Annotated in this window: 15 protein-coding genes; 9 read left to right on the forward strand and 6 right to left on the reverse strand. The window is 69.2% G+C overall.

Annotated elements, in window-relative coordinates; all coding sequences use genetic code 11:
* Positions 1-428: 428 nt before the first annotated feature.
* A complete protein-coding gene (locus ABZV91_RS13695) occupies positions 429-1247 on the forward strand; it encodes a PhzF family phenazine biosynthesis protein (RefSeq protein WP_355240217.1) in 819 nt (272 codons plus the stop codon).
* Here ABZV91_RS13695 and ABZV91_RS13700 read toward each other — a convergent pair whose 3' ends face one another.
* From ABZV91_RS13700 to lspA, 3 genes are read right to left on the reverse strand one after another with little or no spacing between them, the layout of a single operon-like run.
* Entirely contained in the window at positions 1248-1946 is a 699-nt protein-coding gene (locus tag ABZV91_RS13700) for a hypothetical protein (RefSeq protein ID WP_355240220.1), read from the reverse strand. It abuts the gene before it with no gap.
* A 6-nt stretch (positions 1947-1952) separates the two neighbouring features.
* Entirely contained in the window at positions 1953-2879 is a 927-nt protein-coding gene (locus tag ABZV91_RS13705; RefSeq protein ID WP_355240222.1) for an RluA family pseudouridine synthase, read from the reverse strand.
* Positions 2876-3607 carry a signal peptidase II gene (lspA, locus tag ABZV91_RS13710; protein WP_355240225.1) on the reverse strand — a complete coding sequence of 244 codons (732 nt, stop codon included), beginning with the start codon at positions 3605-3607 and terminating at the stop codon, positions 2876-2878. Before lspA ends, ABZV91_RS13705 begins: the two co-directional genes overlap by 4 nt.
* Positions 3608-3770: 163 nt before the next feature.
* Between lspA and ABZV91_RS13715 the strand changes: the two genes are divergently transcribed.
* From ABZV91_RS13715 to ABZV91_RS13745, 7 genes are all read left to right on the forward strand, one after another.
* Complete coding sequence (locus ABZV91_RS13715; RefSeq protein ID WP_355240228.1) at positions 3771-4715, forward strand: hypothetical protein; 945 nt, start codon at positions 3771-3773, stop codon at positions 4713-4715.
* Positions 4716-4806: 91 nt separating this feature from the next.
* Complete coding sequence (locus ABZV91_RS13720; RefSeq protein ID WP_355240230.1) at positions 4807-5268, forward strand: VOC family protein; 462 nt, start codon at positions 4807-4809, stop codon at positions 5266-5268.
* Between the two features lie 86 nt (positions 5269-5354).
* Positions 5355-6107, forward strand: a complete 753-nt coding sequence (locus ABZV91_RS13725; RefSeq protein ID WP_355240233.1) for a LytTR family DNA-binding domain-containing protein — start codon at positions 5355-5357, stop codon at positions 6105-6107.
* Positions 6104-6472 (forward strand): hypothetical protein, encoded by a 369-nt coding sequence (locus ABZV91_RS13730; RefSeq protein ID WP_355240236.1) that lies wholly within the window; start codon positions 6104-6106, stop codon positions 6470-6472. The genes ABZV91_RS13725 and ABZV91_RS13730 overlap by 4 nt, the downstream gene beginning before the upstream one ends.
* Positions 6473-6511: 39 nt before the next feature.
* On the forward strand, positions 6512-8269 hold the full coding sequence (locus ABZV91_RS13735; protein WP_355240239.1) for a cation acetate symporter: 1758 nt from the start codon (positions 6512-6514) through the stop codon (positions 8267-8269).
* Positions 8270-8431: 162 nt separating this feature from the next.
* The gene (locus tag ABZV91_RS13740; RefSeq protein WP_355240242.1) at positions 8432-8785 is read left to right on the forward strand and encodes a DUF485 domain-containing protein; all 354 of its coding nucleotides are present in this window, start codon (positions 8432-8434) and stop codon (positions 8783-8785) included.
* A complete protein-coding gene (locus ABZV91_RS13745) occupies positions 8782-10416 on the forward strand; it encodes a cation acetate symporter (protein WP_355240245.1) in 1635 nt (544 codons plus the stop codon). The genes ABZV91_RS13740 and ABZV91_RS13745 overlap by 4 nt, the downstream gene beginning before the upstream one ends.
* A gap of 106 nt (positions 10417-10522) precedes the next feature.
* Here ABZV91_RS13745 and ABZV91_RS13750 read toward each other — a convergent pair whose 3' ends face one another.
* Positions 10523-11692 (reverse strand): histidine kinase, encoded by a 1170-nt coding sequence (locus ABZV91_RS13750; RefSeq protein WP_355240248.1) that lies wholly within the window; start codon positions 11690-11692, stop codon positions 10523-10525.
* A gap of 447 nt (positions 11693-12139) precedes the next feature.
* A complete protein-coding gene (locus tag ABZV91_RS13755) occupies positions 12140-12586 on the reverse strand; it encodes a hypothetical protein (RefSeq protein ID WP_355240251.1) in 447 nt (148 codons plus the stop codon).
* A gap of 250 nt (positions 12587-12836) precedes the next feature.
* Between ABZV91_RS13755 and dnaE the strand changes: the two genes are divergently transcribed.
* The gene (gene dnaE / locus ABZV91_RS13760) at positions 12837-16388 is read left to right on the forward strand and encodes a DNA polymerase III subunit alpha (protein ID WP_355240254.1); all 3552 of its coding nucleotides are present in this window, start codon (positions 12837-12839) and stop codon (positions 16386-16388) included.
* A 115-nt stretch (positions 16389-16503) separates the two neighbouring features.
* Here the strand turns inward: dnaE and ABZV91_RS13765 are convergent, their stop codons facing one another.
* Complete coding sequence (locus tag ABZV91_RS13765) at positions 16504-17118, reverse strand: class I SAM-dependent methyltransferase (protein ID WP_355240257.1); 615 nt, start codon at positions 17116-17118, stop codon at positions 16504-16506.
* Between the last annotated feature and the right edge of the window lie 18 nt (positions 17119-17136).

Raw genomic sequence — 17136 nt, forward strand, 5'->3', positions numbered from 1 at the left:
CGGCCTCGAGACTTGCGCTTCGCGCGGCGCTTTCGAGGCCGAAACGGCGAGACGGGCCTCAACCCTTGGAGGTGTCTCGTAAGACTCGACGCATGGGGTTGCGTCGGCATTCGAGGTTCGGATCAGAGGACGACCCGACTGTCCGGGCGGCCCGGCATGATCGCCTTCACGAATAGCGGCACACTCGCGGCGGTGCCGAGTCTTACGAGGCCCTGACAGGGGTCGAGGCCCGTCCCGCCCTCGGCCGAAGGTGCTCAACGGTCGCACTGTATGCACGGCCCACCGCACATCGCATGCGCGAAGCGCGAGTCTCGAGTCCTGAACGGCGGGACCGAGGGGGCCTCGACCCCGCGCCGCCGAAAGACACCGCAAAACGCCTCAGTCACGTTGGGAGAAGGATTTATTCGGCGCTGGAGTACTTTCGTGGCATGGAGGTTCTGCTGCACCAGATCGACGCGTTCGCCGACGCACCGTTCTCCGGGAACCCGGCAGCGGTGATGCCGTTGCCCACATGGTTGCCCGATACCGTGTTGCAACAGTTGGCCGAGGAGAACAATCTCGCCGAGACGGCCTTCTACACCTCCCGGTTACCCCCGGAGGCCGGGGCGCCGCCGGGGGACTGGCCCGCCTACCATCTGCGCTGGTTCACGCCGATGACCGAGGTGGTGATGTGCGGGCACGCCACCTTGGCGGCGGCGGCGCAGATCCTCTGCGATATCCAGCCAGGCGAGGACCGGGTCGGTTTCTTCACCCACAGCGGCTGGTTGCGGGTGGATCGCACCGATGACGACGAGTACGTGCTCGATCTGCCCGTGGTGGCCTCCACCGCGGCCGAGCCGGATGCGGCACTGGTGGCTGCGCTGGGGGTGGAGCCGGTGCGGGTGTATTCGGGTGCGGATGTGGTCGTGGTGGTGGACAGCGAGCGGCAGGTCCGGGAGCTGGCGCCGGCGCTGAGCGCTTTCCCGAAGGTGCAGCGGGGGGTGGTGGTCACCGCCCGGGGCGACGAGGTGGATTTCGTCTCGCGGTTCTTCGCGCCCGGGGTCGGGGTGCCGGAGGATCCGGTGACCGGTTCGGCGCATGCCCAGCTGGCGCCGCTGTGGAGTGCAGAGCTCGGGCGTACCAGGCTGACCGCGCGACAATTGTCCCGGCGCGGTGGTTCGCTCGGGGTCGAGCTGGTCGGCGACCGCGTGTTGCTGACCGGTCGCTGCCACCGGTATCTGGACGGTGTGGTGACGCTGGACTTCTGATCAGGCCGGTGGGACGGGCCCGTCGTCCGGCGGTGGGCCGACGGGGTCGGTGCTGTCGGGAAGCAGGGGGCCGACGGCGAACCGCCCGGCGACGGCGTCGCCCGGGAGTGCCTCCACCGCGCGGACCCCGGGGCGTCCGGCGAGGTCGCGGAGCCGGGGCAGCGGGGCCCGGACGACGACGCCGGGGGAGCAGGCGCAACCCGCGCGCAGCCGGGCGACGGCCACATCCAGGGCGCGGGCGGTGCGGTCGTCGCCGACGTAGCGGCGACGATCCGCCAGCTGCCAGGCGGCGTCGGTGCCGGAGCGCCGCAACGCGACGTCGCCGGCGGGGGTCTGGACCGCGACCAGGGGAGTCGCGACGCGGGGCAGCGGAACCCGGTACAGCGCCTGTCCGATGCGTAGATCGCCGACCCGGTCGCGGAGCTCGGTGGCGGGCCGGTACTCGGTGAAGGACACCAGCGCCCAGCGATCCGCGGTGTCGGTCCCGGTGAGCGATTCCCCGGCCCGGTCGAGATACGCGGCAATGGATTCGCCCTGGTCGGGCCCGAGGCGGTCGGTGGAGACGATCTCCTCGGCCGGGGGTATCAGGTAGCCGAGCGCGAGGACGAACACACCGCAGGCGGCCGCGGCCGCCCCGTAGCCGAGCCCCCGGCGGATATCGCGGGGCCGGGGCGGCGGGGCGGCGGGTACCTCGGGCATCGGCGGTCAGGCGTCGCGGAGCACGCGCAGCGCGTGGGTGAGGTCGTCGGGGTATTCGCTGGTGATCTCCAGGTAGCGGCCGTCGGCGGGGTGCTGGAAGCCCAGTGAGCGGGCGTGCAGCCATTGGCGTTGCAGCCCGAGCCGTTCGGCGAGCCGAGGGTCGGCGCCGTAGGTGAGGTCACCGCAGCAGGGATGCCGGATCGCGGAGAAGTGCACCCGGATCTGATGGGTGCGACCGGTTTCCAGATGGATATCGAGCAGGCTGGCCGCCTGGAACGCTTCCACGGTGTCGTAATGGGTGACGCTGGGCCGGCCGTCGGAGGTGACCGCGAATTTCCAGTCGTTGCCGCGGGCACGGCCGATGGGGGCGTCGATGGTGCCGCTGCTGGGGTCGGGATGACCCTGGACCAGGGCGTGGTAGCGCTTGTCCACGGTGCGCTGTTTGAACGCGCGTTTGAGCACGGTGTAGGCGTGTTCGGACTGGGCCACCACCATCACCCCGGAGGTGCCGACATCGAGGCGGTGCACGATGCCCTGCCGTTCGTGCGCGCCGGAAGTGGAGATCCGGTAGCCGGCCGCGGCCAGTCCACCGACCACGGTGGGGCCGCTCCAGCCGACTCCGGTGTGCGCGGCGACGCCGACCGGTTTGTCGACGGCGACGATATCGTCGTCGGCGTAGAGGATCTTCATCCCCTCCACCGGTTCGGCTTCGATACTCGGTTCCCGGCGCGGTTCCGGGAACACCACTTCGAGCCAGGCGCCCGCGGTGAGCCGGTCGGATTTTCCGGCGGCCACCCCGTCCAGCTGTACCGACCCTTCTTCGGCGAGGGTCGCGACCGCGGTCCGGGACAGTCCGAGCAGCCGCGCGAGGCCGGCGTCCACCCGCATCCCGTCGAGTCCGTCGGGGACGGGCATCGTCCTGGTCTCTCTCATGCGGCGGTCTCCTTACCGTCGGCGGTGGCGGAGTCCGCGGTCTCCTCACCGGCGGCGGAGTCCGGGCCCGCGGAGTCCTCGGGTGTGGGGTCCCCGGCGCGACGTTCCCGATCGGCGCCGGGCTCTGCGGGCGGGGCGGTATCTGTGGTGGGCGCTGCCTTCTCCTTGTCCTTGTAGCGGGTGCCGTCGGGTTCGAAACCGAAGACCGTGAGTGTCACCAGCAGGATCGCCCCGCACACGATGGCGGAATCGGCCACATTGAAGACCGGCCACCAGCCGACCGAGACGAAATCCACCACATGACCCTGCAGCGGGCCCGGCGCGCGGAACAGCCGGTCCATCAGGTTGCCGAGCGCGCCGCCGAGGACCCCGCCGAGTCCGATCGCCCACAGCGTCGAGCGCAGGGTGCGGCCGATGCGCAGTACCCCGATCACCACCGCGGTCGCGATCAGGGTCAGCAACCAGGTCATGCCGGTGGCCATGGAGAACGCGGCGCCCGGATTGCGTACCAGCACCAGTTCCACGAAGTCCCCGATGATCGATACCGGTTCGCCGGGACGTATCCGCGCGACGACGATGATCTTGGTGACCAGGTCGAGTGCGAACAGCGTCGCGGCGACCGCCAGCAGTAGCCGCAGCCGCTGCCGCGGTGGCGCGCCGGTCCCGCCGGGGCGGTCGTCGGGGTCCTGCTCTGGCGTAGGCCGGTCCTCACTCACGCCGACCATCATCTCTCGAGCCGCCCCGGCCCAGTACCGTGGGCACCCGCGGGCACGGTGAGGAGCCGCCGTCCCGGTGTGTCGCGGCGCGCGGGCCCCGGTGCCGGGCGGATCCCCACGGAAGTCGGTGCGATGTCCCAGCCCACGCTCAGGTATGCCTCGTAGGCTGTCGGGCGTGACGGTGTTGTGTTCGTTTCCCACGCCCCGCCTGGCGAGGTCCAGAGTGCTGATGGTGGTTCTCGCGGTGGGTCTCACCGCTTTCGGTTCCGGTTGCGGGGACGGCGGCGACTCCGGAGCCGAGGCCGACGGCACCGAACCGCTCGGGATAGGTGAGGTCACCGTGCCGATCGCGGCGGCCGTGGTCACCACCGTGGACCACGGCGCGGAGCCCCGTTCGCTGTTGCGGCCGTCGTACTACGAGGGCACGGTCCAGGCGGTGACGTTGCGCACCGATCACCGCATCCAGCAGCAGATCGATTCCCAGCAGGTCCGCGATTTCTCCAGCCCGTCGCTGACCATTCCGATGACCGCCACCACCGATGCCGACGGGGTGGAGCTGACCCTCGGTTCGGTGACGACTCCGGACCCGGCGTTGTCCGAGGCGCTCACCGCCGCCGACGGCACGCACGCCGGCTTCGAGATGAGCGAACTCGGCGGGATCACCGCGTTGCGGCTGGCGCCCGCGCCCGACACCTCCAACTCGGCGCGGGCCGCGCTGGAGCAGGCCTTCTACCAGGCGGTCTACCGATCCATCACCTTCCCCGACGAGCCGGTCGGGGTGGGAGCGGTATGGCGGGTGCAGCAGACCGTGGGCGGCGGCGTCGACCTCGATCAGATCACCACGGCCACACTGGTGGCCCGCGACGGCGGCCGGTTGTCCATCCGGCTCGACGTCACCCAGACGCCGAAGTCGAGTATCTGGGACCTGCCGAACGAAGCCGGCATGCTCGATATCGAGGACTACGCGATGCAGGGCAGCGGAGATATCACCGTGGATCTGGGGCTGCCGCTGCCGGTGGCCGGGTCGATCGCGATCGGTGGTCACCAGTTCTACCGCGACCCGCGCACCGCGACGGTGCTGCGTCAGGTCATCGAGACGAACGTCAGCTGGGGCGGCTGATCCGGCGTCGTGTTCGTCCACGGTCCGCGGCGGTAACCGGGCATAGGCTCTGAGGTGTCCGACACAACTCTCCGAGACCGGAGGTCCTGTGATGTCCGATGTCCCGCCTGTTCCCGAAGGCTATCCCACTATTTCTCCCGGTCTGGCGATCGCCGGGGCCGCGGACGCCGTGGAGTTCTACAAACGGGTGCTGGGGGCCACCGAACGTATGCGGATTCCGGGCCCCGGCGGCACCGTGATGCACTGTGAACTCCTCATCGGCAATTCGGTGCTGATGCTCGGTGACCCGGCCCCGGATATGGCGTTCCGGGATCCGCATTCCATCGGGGGCACCCCGGTCAACCTCTACGTCTACGTACCGGATGCAGACGCGGCGCACGCCGCGGCGCTCGCCGCCGGCGCCACCGAGATCAGCGCGCCCCAGACACAGTTCTACGGTGACCGGACCGGTTCGTTCGTGGACCCGTGGGGCCATCAGTGGACCGTCGCCACCCATGTGGAGGATATCGAGCCCGAGGAGATGCAACGGCGGATGGACCAGCTCGGATCCTGACCCACTCCGAACCCCGGTACCGGACCCCGCGGCCGGACCCCGACCACTACGATGGTCGAGTCGAAGAAGCAGGAAGGGTCTGGCGGATGCGGGTGCTGGCCGTGGACGACGAGCAGCCGGCGCTGGACGAGTTGCTCTATCTGCTGCGCGCCGAACCCGCGGTGACCGAACTGCACGGCGCCGCCGACGCGACCGGCGCGCTGCGGATCCTGCGGGCGCACGCGATCGACGCGGTCTTCCTGGATATCAACATGCCCGGCCTGGACGGTATGGAGCTGGCCGGTGTGCTGGCCGAATTCGTGCATCCACCGGCGATCGTCTTCGTCACCGCGCACGAGGATCACGCGGTGGCCGCGTTCGATCTGGGCGCGGTGGACTATCTGCTCAAACCGGTGCGGCGGCAGCGGCTGGGGGCCGCGGTGCGGCGGATCGCCGACCGCCGGACCCGCAGCGATCCGGAGCCGGGCCCGAGCGCGGCCGCGGGGCACGAGGTCATTCCGGTCGAGCTCGGTGGGGTCACCACGCTGGTGCACCGGTCGCAGGTGAACTGGGTCGAGGCCGAGGGTGACTACGCCCGGCTGCATACCGACACCGGTTCCCACCTGGTACGTATCCCGCTTTCGGCGTTGCAGGACCGCTGGCGTGAGGATTTCCTGCGGGTACACCGCTCGTATCTGGTCGCACTCGGGCGGGTGACCGGGCTGCGGACGGTGGGCTCGGGCACGCTGGTGTGTCTGCGCGGGGCGCAGCGGGTGGAACTACCGGTGAGCCGCCGTCAGGTGCGCGAACTGAAACAGCGGCTGGTGCACGGACCGCATCCGTCGCCGGATCGGCGATGATCGGCCCGGCCCCGCGGCCGCCGCGCCGGCGGGTGGTGCTCGCCGAACGCCGGGGCGCGCGCCGCGTCCGGACGCGGGTGGAGGTCGCCGAGCAGACCGAGATCGGCGAGGCGCTGATCGGCGGACTGATCCGGGCGCAGCTCGGACTGGCCCTGAGCTGCGGGCTGGTGATCGCGCTGCTGCTCGCCGCGCTCCCGCTGCTGTTCGGGGTGACCGCGGTGGCCGAGACCGTGGTGCTGGGGATCCGGTTGCCGTGGCTGGTGCTGGGCGGGGCCGCCTATCCGTTGCTGTGGCTCGCCGGGCGGGTGTACCTGCGGCTGTCCGAGCGCAACGAGAACGATTTTCTCGAGCTCACCGGTGATTGAGCGGCCCGCGCCGGTGGCACGGCCGAGGGGCGGGCCGGGATGGTGACCGCGTCCGGTCTCACGGTGGCGGCATTGCTCGCGGCCGCGCTGGCGACGGTCGTCCTCGGCGTGTACGGAGTGCGCTGGGCCCGCACGACCTCGGATTTCCTGGTGGCCTCCCGCAGTGTCGGTCCCCGCTGGAACGCCGCCGCCGTTTCCGGTGAGTACCTGTCCGCCGCGTCGTTCCTGGGAGTGGCCGGGCTGATCGCCAAGTACGGTGCCGACGCCCTGTGGTATCCGGTGGGTTTCACCGCCGGCTATCTGGCGCTGCTGCTCTTCGTGGCCGCGCCGCTGCGGCGGTCCGGCGCCTACACCGTGCCGGATTTCGCCGAGTTCCGATGGGGTTCGCCGCGATTGCGCCGCCTCGCCGCCGTGGTGGTGGTGCTGGTGTGCGCGGTGTACGTGATTCCGCAGTTCCAGGGCGCCGGACTGACGCTGCGCATCCTGCTCGGGGTGCCGGGCTGGGTGGGAGCCGTCGCGGTGGCGGTGATCGTGGTGGCCAATGTCGTCTCCGGGGGAATGCGGTCGATCACCCTGGTCCAGGCATTTCAGTATTGGCTGAAACTGACCGCGGTGGCGCTGCCCGCGCTTGTGCTGCTGGTGCATTTCTTCGCCGCCGACCGGCCCGGCGGCGATCGGGAACTCGGCGCACCGGCCCCGCCGACGGTGAGCGAGCAGACCACGGTGGAGGTGACCACCCCGGTACTCGTGCAGTTGGCCGCGCCGCAGTGGGTCTCGGTGCACGGGGCATTGGACGACCGCGCGGTGGACGGCCCGGTCCTGCTGGCGGCGGGCATCCACGAACTGGCCCGGGACACCCGGCTGGTGCTCGAACCGGGTGCGGCGGTGCCGGTGGTGGCGGGTGCCCCGGCCGACGGGGCGCACTGGCTGCTGCCCGGCGGCGGTTTCGCCGGACCGCATCCGCGGTATCAGGTGTACTCGCTGATGATCGCCACCTTCCTGGGGACAATGGGACTGCCGCATGTTCTCGTGCGCTTCTACACCAACCGCGACGGCCGGGCCGCCCGCTCCACCGCGCTCGCCGTGATCGCGCTGGTCGGCACCTTCTATCTGTTCCCGGTGCTGCTGGGTGTCTTCGCCCGGCTCTATGTGCCGCAACTGCTGATCACCGGGACCTCCGACGCGGCGGTCCTGCTGCTGCCCTCGTCGGCGCTGGCCGGGCTGCCCGGCCGGTTGCTGGCGGCGCTGGTCGCGGCGGGCGCCATGGCCGCCTTCCTGTCCACGTCCTCGGGATTGGTGGTGAGTATCGCCGGCGTGCTGAGTACCGACGTGTTGCGCGGGCGGATCCGGGACTTCCGGGTCGCGGCGCTCGTCGCCGGCGCGGTACCGCTGGCACTGTCGCTGGGGGTGGCCTCGCTGGATCTGTCTCGTACGGTCGGGCTGGCGTTCTCGCTCGCGGCCGCCACGCTGTGCCCGCTGCTGGTACTGGGAATCTGGTGGCGGGGCCTCACCGCGGTGGGCGCGGCCGCCGGTCTGGTGACCGGTGGCGCCGTGGCGGGCGCGGCGACCCTGGTCTCGGTACTCGGCGGCGTCTCCGACCACCTGGCGGACGGCTGGGCGGCGGCACTGCTCGGCTACCCTGCCGCGGTGGCCGTCCCGCTGGCCTTCGCGACAATGGTGCTGGTCAGCCGCTGGACCCCGCGACCGCCGGGGGTGGGTCGCGCGTTCGTGCGGATGCACGCTCCGGAGCGGCTGGGTATGGGCGCGGACCGCGTCCCCGGGCACCGGCCGGACTGATCGGCGGCCGCCGCCGAGCCCGACCGCTCGTCGCGGCCCAGCGACCGCTCACCGCACACTTACCCGTCTCCACCGAGTGACCGCCGTCACAGGGGTCTGCCGGCGGCGCCGGCCCGCTACCTTGTGCTCGAGTAGTACACGTCACATGATGAGGGACAGGGCATGACCGATATCGATCTGGACAAGAGCGGGGAGCGGGCCGACCCGCCGCCCGACTTCGTCGCCGCGCAGGCGAGTCCGGAGTTCCAAGAACTCCGGAATAGACTGCGCCGCTTCATCTTCCCCATGGCCGCACTGTTCCTGCTGTGGTACCTCGGTTATGTGCTGCTCGGTGCCTACGCGCACGATTTCATGGCCACCCCGGTGTTCGGTGAGATCAATATCGGACTGCTGCTGGGGCTGGGTCAGTTCGTCTCGACCTTCGTGATCACCGGTCTCTACGTCCGCTTCGCCAACCGGGAACTGGACCCGCGGGCCGCCGCGCTCCGCGCCGAACTGGAAGGAAGCCGGTCGTGACCACGCTGCAGGCCGCCGACGCCACGGTTGGCAACCCGGTCGCCAATATCGCCATCTTCGCGCTGTTCGTGCTGGTCACCATGGTCGTGGTGTTCTGGGCGGGCCGCAACACCTCCGGCGCCACCGACTATTTCACCGGTGGCCGCGGATTCACCGGGCCGCAGAACGGGATCGCCATCGCCGGGGACTATCTGTCCGCGGCGAGTTTCCTCGGCATCGCCGGCGCCATCGCGGTCTACGGCTACGACGGCTTCCTCTATTCGATCGGCTTCCTCGTCGCCTGGCTGGTGGCGCTGCTGCTGGTGGCCGAAATGCTGCGCAACACCGGCAAGTTCACCATGGCCGATGTACTGAGTTTCCGGTTGAAGCAACGGCCCGTGCGCACCGCGGCCGCGATCAGCACCTTGGCCGTCTCACTGTTCTACCTGCTCGCCCAGATGGCCGGTGCCGGTGGTCTGGTGGCGCTGCTGCTGGATGTGTCCAGTAAGACCGGGCAGGCCGTGGTGATCGCGGTGGTCGGCGTGCTCATGATCGTGTACGTGCTGGTGGGCGGGATGAAGGGCACCACCTGGGTGCAGATCATCAAGGCGGTGCTGCTCATCACGGGCGCCGCGGTGATGACGGTGATGGTGCTGGCGAAGTTCGGCTTCGATCCCTCCGGCATCCTCTCCGGTGCGCAGAGCGCGATCGGCGGGTCCGAGAACGCGAAGGTGGCCGCCCGCGATGTCCTGGCTCCCGGCGCGCAGTACGGCGGCAGCGAGATGTCGAAACTGAACTTCGTGTCGCTCGGCCTGGCGCTGGTACTGGGCACCGCGGGTCTGCCGCATGTGCTGATGCGCTTCTACACCGTGCCGACCGCCAAGGAGGCTCGCCGTTCGGTGGTCTGGGCGATCGCGCTGATCGGCGCCTTCTACCTGTTCACCCTGGTGCTCGGCTACGGCGCGGCCGCGATCGTCGGCCCGGACCGGATCCTCGGCGCGGCCGGCGGACAGAACGCCGCGGCGCCGCTGCTGGCCTTCGAACTCGGTGGCGTGATCCTGCTGGGCATCATCTCGGCGGTGGCTTTCGCGACCATTCTCGCGGTGGTCGCCGGACTCACCATCACGGCCTCGGCTTCGTTCGCCCACGACATCTACGCCAATGTCATCCGGCGCGGCAAAGCCGACGACGCCGCCCAGGTGCGGGTCTCCCGGATCACCGCGGTGGTGATCGGCGTGCTGGCCATCGCCCTGGGCATCCTGGCCAACGGCCAGAACATCGCCTTCCTGGTGGCGCTGGCGTTCGCGGTCGCGGCCTCGGCGAACCTGCCGACCATCCTGTACTCGCTGTTCTGGCGGCGGTTCAACACGACCGGTGCCCTGTTCAGCATGTACGGCGGGCTGATCTCCACGGTCGTGCTCATCGTGTTCTCCCCGGCGGTCTCCGGGTCGTCGACCGCGATGCTGCCGGACCTGGATTTCGACTGGTTCCCGCTGTCGAACCCGGGGATCGTGTCCATCCCGCTGGCGTTCGCGCTCGGCGTGGTCGGCACCTACCTCGGCGGCAAGGACACCGAGGATCCGGCGAAGGCCGCGGAGATGGAGGTCCGGGCACTGACCGGTGTCGGCGCCGAGAAAGCGGTCGCGCATTGAGCGCGGGCCCGGATGCCGTGTCGGAGGCATCCGGGCCCCGCACCGCTCGGCGCCGCCCGGCCGGTCCCCGCTCTGTGAGGGTGAGCGGGGCCCGGCCGTTTCCACGTCACGGCCGGATACCGGGGCGGAACTTGGGCACCCGCATACTCACTCGCGTCCCGGCGCCGGGTGCGGTGTCCACCACCAGTCCGTAGTCGTTGCCGAAGGCGGCCCGCAGCCGGTCGTCCACATTGGCCAGGCCGATATGCGCTCCCTCCGCGGCCGTATCCAGTGACCCCGATCGCAACAGGTCGGGATCCATACCGGCACCGTCGTCCTCCACGCTCAGCACACAGTCGGTCCCGGCGTCGAGTGCTTCGATGGTGACCGTGCCGCCGCCCGGCGTGGCCGCCAGCCCGTGGCGGACGGCGTTCTCCACCAGCGGTTGCAGGGCCAGGAAGGGCAGGGTGACACCGAGCACCTCGGGGGCGATCCGCAACCGTACCTGCAGCGCCGGCCCGAACCGGGCGCGTTCGAGTTCGAGATAGCGTTCGATATTGCTGAGTTCGTCGGCCAGTACCGTGTACTCCCCGGCGTCGCGGAACGAATACCGGGTGAAATCCGCGAAATCCAGGATGAGTTCCCGGGCCCGGTCCGGGTCGGTCCGGACGAACGAGGCGATGGTGTTGAGGGCGTTGTAGATGAAATGCGGGCTGATCTGGGCCCGCAGCGCGCGCACCTCGGCGCGGTCGAGCCGGGCCCGGGAGGCGTCGAGCTCGGCGAGTTCCAGCTGGCCGCAGGCATAACGGGCGACCTCGGCCAGCGCACCGAGCGCGCCGGGGCCCGGCCGGTTCCCGGTGACCATTCCCAACGCTCCCACCACCGTGCCGTTGTCGCTGAGCAGCGGCTGGGTGACCAGGGTGCGCCCCGGATGATCGGTATCGGGCAGCTGCGCCAGGACGGGCCGCTGCGCCGCGACGGCGCGCCGGGCCGTCCCGGTGAACTCCGGCGCCAGCAGTTCGTGGCCGCCGTCCCAGGCGAGGAGCTCCCCGTCGGGATCGCTCACCCCGATTCCCTCGGCCCCGACCAGGGCCCGCAGATGCGGGGCTGCCTCCTGCGCGGATTCCCGGGTGAGTCCGCGGCGCAGCGGGCGGGCCGCCAGCGAGGCGGTGTGCAGGGCCGTGTGCACCGCGCGTTCGGCCGGAGTGGTGACCATCCGCCGGGGCCGCGCCCAGATGAGCAGTGCCGCGGTGATCAGCACCGCCGCGCCGGCCACGGTGAGCAAGGTCGCGGTCATCGCACTCCCTGTCCCGTCCCGGCCGTCGCGCCGCTGTACCCATCGCCCGGTCCACCGATCCGTCGGGGCGATCCCGTCGGCGATCCGTGGCCCGGGCACATGCTACGAGCAGGCCCGCCGACAACCCGCGCGGCCCGGCCCGCCGATCGGCGATGGCGCCGGCCGGTCGCTCACCGGCGTGGCTCTGCTCGCGGGCCGGTACTCGCCGGTCCGGCTCGCCGACGGGGGCCGGTCATCGTCTCACGCTTCCCGCGGCAACCGCCATTGCCGCGGGAAACCTTCTCCGGAAGCGATGACCGGCCCGCGTCGGCGAGCCGAGGTCGGAGATCCGGCGTCGCGAGCGCGCCGGAGGAAGGAGGGGGAAGAGGTCGAGGGGGTGGTCGTTCGAGGCGGGCCGCCCGGACCGATTACGCCGAACGGGCCGGATGCTGTCTGAGGGGCCGGTGATCACCCCTGGTACTTCTGGACGGTGAACTCCACCGACCCCGATTCGGAGATGTGGGCCGCGCCGACGGTGACGGTCGCGGTGAAACGACCGATGCCGGGTCGGAACAGGGCCGAGCGGCCGTCGTTCATCCAGTGCCCCGGGCCGTTCGCGACCTGCGTGGCCGACCCGGTCTCGCCGGTATCGAGGTTGCGCCAGTTCAAGGTGACCGGCAGGCTGCACGAACCGAAGCCGAACGTGATGGCCGAAACGGTGAAGGACGCGTGCTCCGGATAGCCGGGGCCGTTGACCGAGGCGTCGACCTGAGCGACGCACGGGCCGTCGGTGAGGGAGTAGATCGTCTGGAACGAGCCACCGTCGGCCGCGGCGGGTGCGGCGGTGGCCGCCAGCGTGCCCACCGCGAGAGCCGCGGCGGCGGGCAGGGCGAGCGCGGTCCTGCGTGCTGTCATCGTTCACCTCGCTGGTCGATCGTGCACATGCGGGTCGATCGTGGGCTCGGCGATATCCGCCGGATGTGACGCGGCACGACCCTACCAGTGACCGAGCATGCCGGGGGCCGAATCGGTTTCCCGCGTTGGGACACCTGGGCCGACACGCCCGGGCCCCGCGGGCACGCCCATCCGGCGCCGAACCGGTCGGAGGGTGCGCATAAACTCGCTACACCAACCCCCGCCGAGCCATTGGGAGGAAGGACAGATCTTGGCCGCCTCGTCCGGATTCGTTCATCTGCACAACCACACCGAGTACTCGATGCTCGACGGTGCCGCCAAGATCTCGCCGCTGTTCGCCGAGGCCGACCGGCTCGGTATGACCGCGGTGGGGATGACCGACCACGGCAATATGTACGGCGCGGCCGAGTTCTACCATTCGGCGAAGAAGGCCGGGATCAAGCCGATCATCGGGATCGAGGCCTATATCGCCCCCGGCTCCCGGTTCGACACCAAACGTATCCAGTGGGGCGATCCCAGCCAGAAGAGCGACGACGTCTCCGGTTCCGGCGCCTACACCCATATGACCATGGTCGCCGAGAACGCGACCGGGCTGCGGAACCTGTTCAAACTGTCCTCGCTGGCCAGTATCGAGGGTCAGCTCGGTAAATGGGCCCGGATGGACGAGGAGCTCATCGCCGCCCACGCCGAGGGCATCATCGCCACCACCGGCTGCCCGTCCGGTGAGGTGCAGACCCGGCTGCGGCTGGGGCACGAGCGCGAAGCGCTGGAGGCCGCCGCCAAATGGCAGGAGATCTTCGGCCGCGACAATTTCTTCCTCGAGGTGATGGACCACGGCCTGTCCATCGAGACGCGGGTCCGCCAGGGCCTGATCGAGGTCGGCCGGGCGCTCGACATCCCACCGCTGGCCACCAACGACTGTCATTACGTCACCAAGGAACACGCCCGCAACCACGAGGCGCTGCTCTGTGTCCAGACCGGGAAGACCCTGTCCGATCCCACCCGGTTCAAATTCGACGGTGACGGCTACTACCTGAAATCCGCCGACGAGATGCGCGCGCTCTGGGATGCCGAAATTCCCGGCGCCTGCGACAACACCGTCTGGATCGGGGAACGGGTCCAGTCCTATGCCGAGGTGTGGGAGCACCGCGACCGGATGCCGGTCTTCCCGGTGCCCGGGGGCGAGGACCAGTCCGGCTGGCTGCGCAAGGAAGTGCACCGCGGCCTGGAACGGCGTTTCCCGAACGGGGTGCCGCGCGAGTACGTCGAACGTGCGGAATTCGAACTCGACGTGATCATCGAGATGGGATTCCCGGCCTACTTCCTGGTGGTCGGTGACCTGATCAACCATGCCCGCGAGGTCGGTATCCGGGTCGGCCCGGGCCGTGGTTCGGCGGCCGGGTCGCTGGTCGCCTACGCCATGGGCATCACCAATATCGACCCGATCCCGCACGGGCTGCTGTTCGAGCGCTTCCTCAATCCCGAACGCGTCTCGATGCCCGATATCGATATCGACTTCGACGATCGCCGCCGCGGTGAGATGGTGCGCTACGCCACCGACCGCTGGGGCAGCGACCGAGTGGCCCAGGTCATCACCTTCGGCACCATCAAAACCAAGGCCGCCATCAAGGATTCGGCGCGTGTCCAGTTCGGCCAGCCCGGGTTCGCCATCGCCGACCAGATCTCCAAGGCGCTGCCGCCGCCGATCATGGCGAAGGATATTCCGCTGTCGGGCATCATGGATCCCGAACACGAGCGGTACAAGGAGGCCGCCGAGGTCCGCGAACTCATCGGCAGCAACCCCGATGTCGCCAAGATCTACGAGACCGCTCGTGGCCTCGAGGGCCTGATCCGCAACGCGGGCGTGCACGCCTGCGCGGTCATCATGTCCTCCGAACCCCTGATGGACGCGATCCCGCTGTGGAAGCGGGCGCAGGACGGCGCCATCATCACCGGCTGGGATTATCCGTCGTGTGAGGCCATCGGCCTGCTGAAGATGGACTTCCTGGGCCTGCGCAACCTCACCGTCATCGGTGACGCGCTGGACAACATCAAATCCAATCGCGGTATCGACCTCGATATGGACAATCTGCCGCTCGACGATCCGGCCACCTACGAACTGCTCTCGCGCGGTGACACACTCGGCGTCTTCCAGCTCGACGGTAGCGCCATGCGCGATCTGCTGCGCCGGATGCAGCCCACCGGCTTCGAGGACATCGTCGCGGTGCTCGCGCTCTACCGCCCCGGTCCGATGGGCATGAACGCGCACAACGACTACGCCGACCGCAAGAACGGCCGCCAACAGGTCAAGCCCATCCACCCGGAACTGGAAGAGCCCCTGAAGGAGATCCTCGCCGATACCTTCGGCCTGATCGTCTATCAGGAACAGATCATGCAGATCGCGCAGAAGGTCGCCGGGTATTCGCTCGGCCGAGCCGATATTCTGCGCCGCGCGATGGGTAAGAAGAAAGCCGAGGTGCTCGAGGCCGAATTCGAGGGCTTCGAGGCCGGTATGCAGTCCAACGGCTTCTCCAAACCGGCGATCAAAGCCCTCTGGGACACGATTCTCCCGTTCGCCGGTTACGCTTTCAACAAATCGCATGCCGCCGGCTACGGACTCGTCTCCTTCTGGACCGCCTATCTCAAGGCCAACTACAAGGCCGAATACATGGCGGGCCTGCTCACCTCGGTCGGTGACGACAAGGACAAGGCCGCGATCTATCTGTCGGACTGCCGCAAACTCGGTATCACCGTGCTGCCGCCGGATGTGAACGAGTCGGAGACCAACTTCGCCTCGGTCGGCGCCGATATCCGGTTCGGGCTGGGCGCGGTCCGCAATGTCGGTCAGAACGTCGTCAACTCGATCATCGACGCGCGCACCGAGAAATCGAAGTTCACCGATTTCTCCGATTACCTGAACAAGATCGATACGGTGGCCTGTACCAAGAAGGTCACCGAATCGCTCATCAAGGCCGGTGCCTTCGATTCGCTGGGTCATCCGCGCAAGGGGCTCATGCTCGTGCACTCCGATGCCATCGACGCGGTGATGTCCACCAAGAAGGCCGAGGCCATCGGTCAGTTCGATCTGTTCGGCGGAATGGGCGACGACAGTGGCGAATCGGTGGCGTCGGTCTTCGATGTGAAGGTGCCCGACGAGGAGTGGGAGAGCAAGCACCGTCTCGCGCTGGAGCGGGAGATGCTCGGCCTCTACGTATCCGGCCATCCGCTCAACGGCGTGGACCATGTGCTCGCCGCCCAGGCCGATACCCAGATCCCGACCATTCTCGAGGGCGATATCAAGGACGGCACCCAGGTCACCGTCGGCGGCATCCTCGCCTCGGTGAACCGCCGGATCAACAAGAACGGCCTGGCGTGGGCGTCCTGCCAGCTCGAGGACCTCACCGGTGGTATCGAGGTGCTGTTCTTCCCGCAGGCCTATTCCGTGTACGGAATGGATGTGGTGGAGGACGCGGTGGTGCTGGTCAAGGCCCGGGTCTCCATGCGAGACGACCGGATCTCGCTCATCGCCAACGATCTCGCGGTGCCGGATCTGTCGGCGATCGGCGTGGCGAAACCACTGGCCGTCACCATCTCCACCCGGATGTGCACCCCCGACAAGATCGGTGAACTGAAGCGGGTGCTGTCCCGGCATCCGGGTACCTCGGATGTGCACGTCCGGCATGTGGGCGCGCGGGAGAAGACGACGCTGCTCAAACTCGACGACAGCCTGCGGGTGGAGCCGTCCTCGGCGCTCATGGGTGATCTGAAGGCCCTGCTCGGGCCGGGCTGCCTGGCGAGCTGAGCGACCGGCGGCCACCGCGCCGTCTGGTTCGATACCGGTGGCGTTGCTGTCGTCCTGGACGCCGATGCCCGGTCGTGGTACACCGCTGTGCCGTGTCCGCGGGCCGCCGGAGATCTCACGGGTTGACTGCCACGCCCAGCGATTGGGTATCGATGAAGGCGGGCCCCTGCCCGCGGAAGACATCCAATTCACGGATACCGAAGCCGGCCGATTCGATGAGGCCGCGGATATCGCGATCGAGATGGCAGCCACCGGCGATCCGCTGCTGTAGTGGGTCGAGCCGGTGCTGCCAGCGCTGCACCTTCGGGTCGGGGGCCAATCCGTGCTCGACGAAGTGCAGAGTGCCGCCGGGTACCAGTACTCGTCGTAGCTCCGCGAGCGCGGCCTCGATATCGGGAATCGTGCACATCGTCCAGGTCGACAGCGCGGCATCGAAACTGCCGTCCGAGAACGGTAGCGATTGCCCGTCCAGTCCTGCGCGTTCGATCGGGACCCGGGCAGTGGCCCGGCGCCGAGCCGACAACTCCCAGCCGAGATCCGCCGGTTCGACAGCGCTCACCGAGTCCACCGCGTCCGCGTAGAAGGGCACATTCAGGCCGGAGCCGAAGCCGAGTTCGATCACCCGACCGGACAATCCGGCACAAACACGCTCACGCAGCGGCTCATTGGCCTTCATCCCACAGGCCACATTCACCAGGCGCGGTACGAAACGGTCGCGATAGATGCCCACGTTCTCTACCCTGGCACC

The organism is Nocardia sp. NPDC004568 (assembly GCF_040609955.1).
Classification (GTDB): domain Bacteria; phylum Actinomycetota; class Actinomycetes; order Mycobacteriales; family Mycobacteriaceae; genus Nocardia.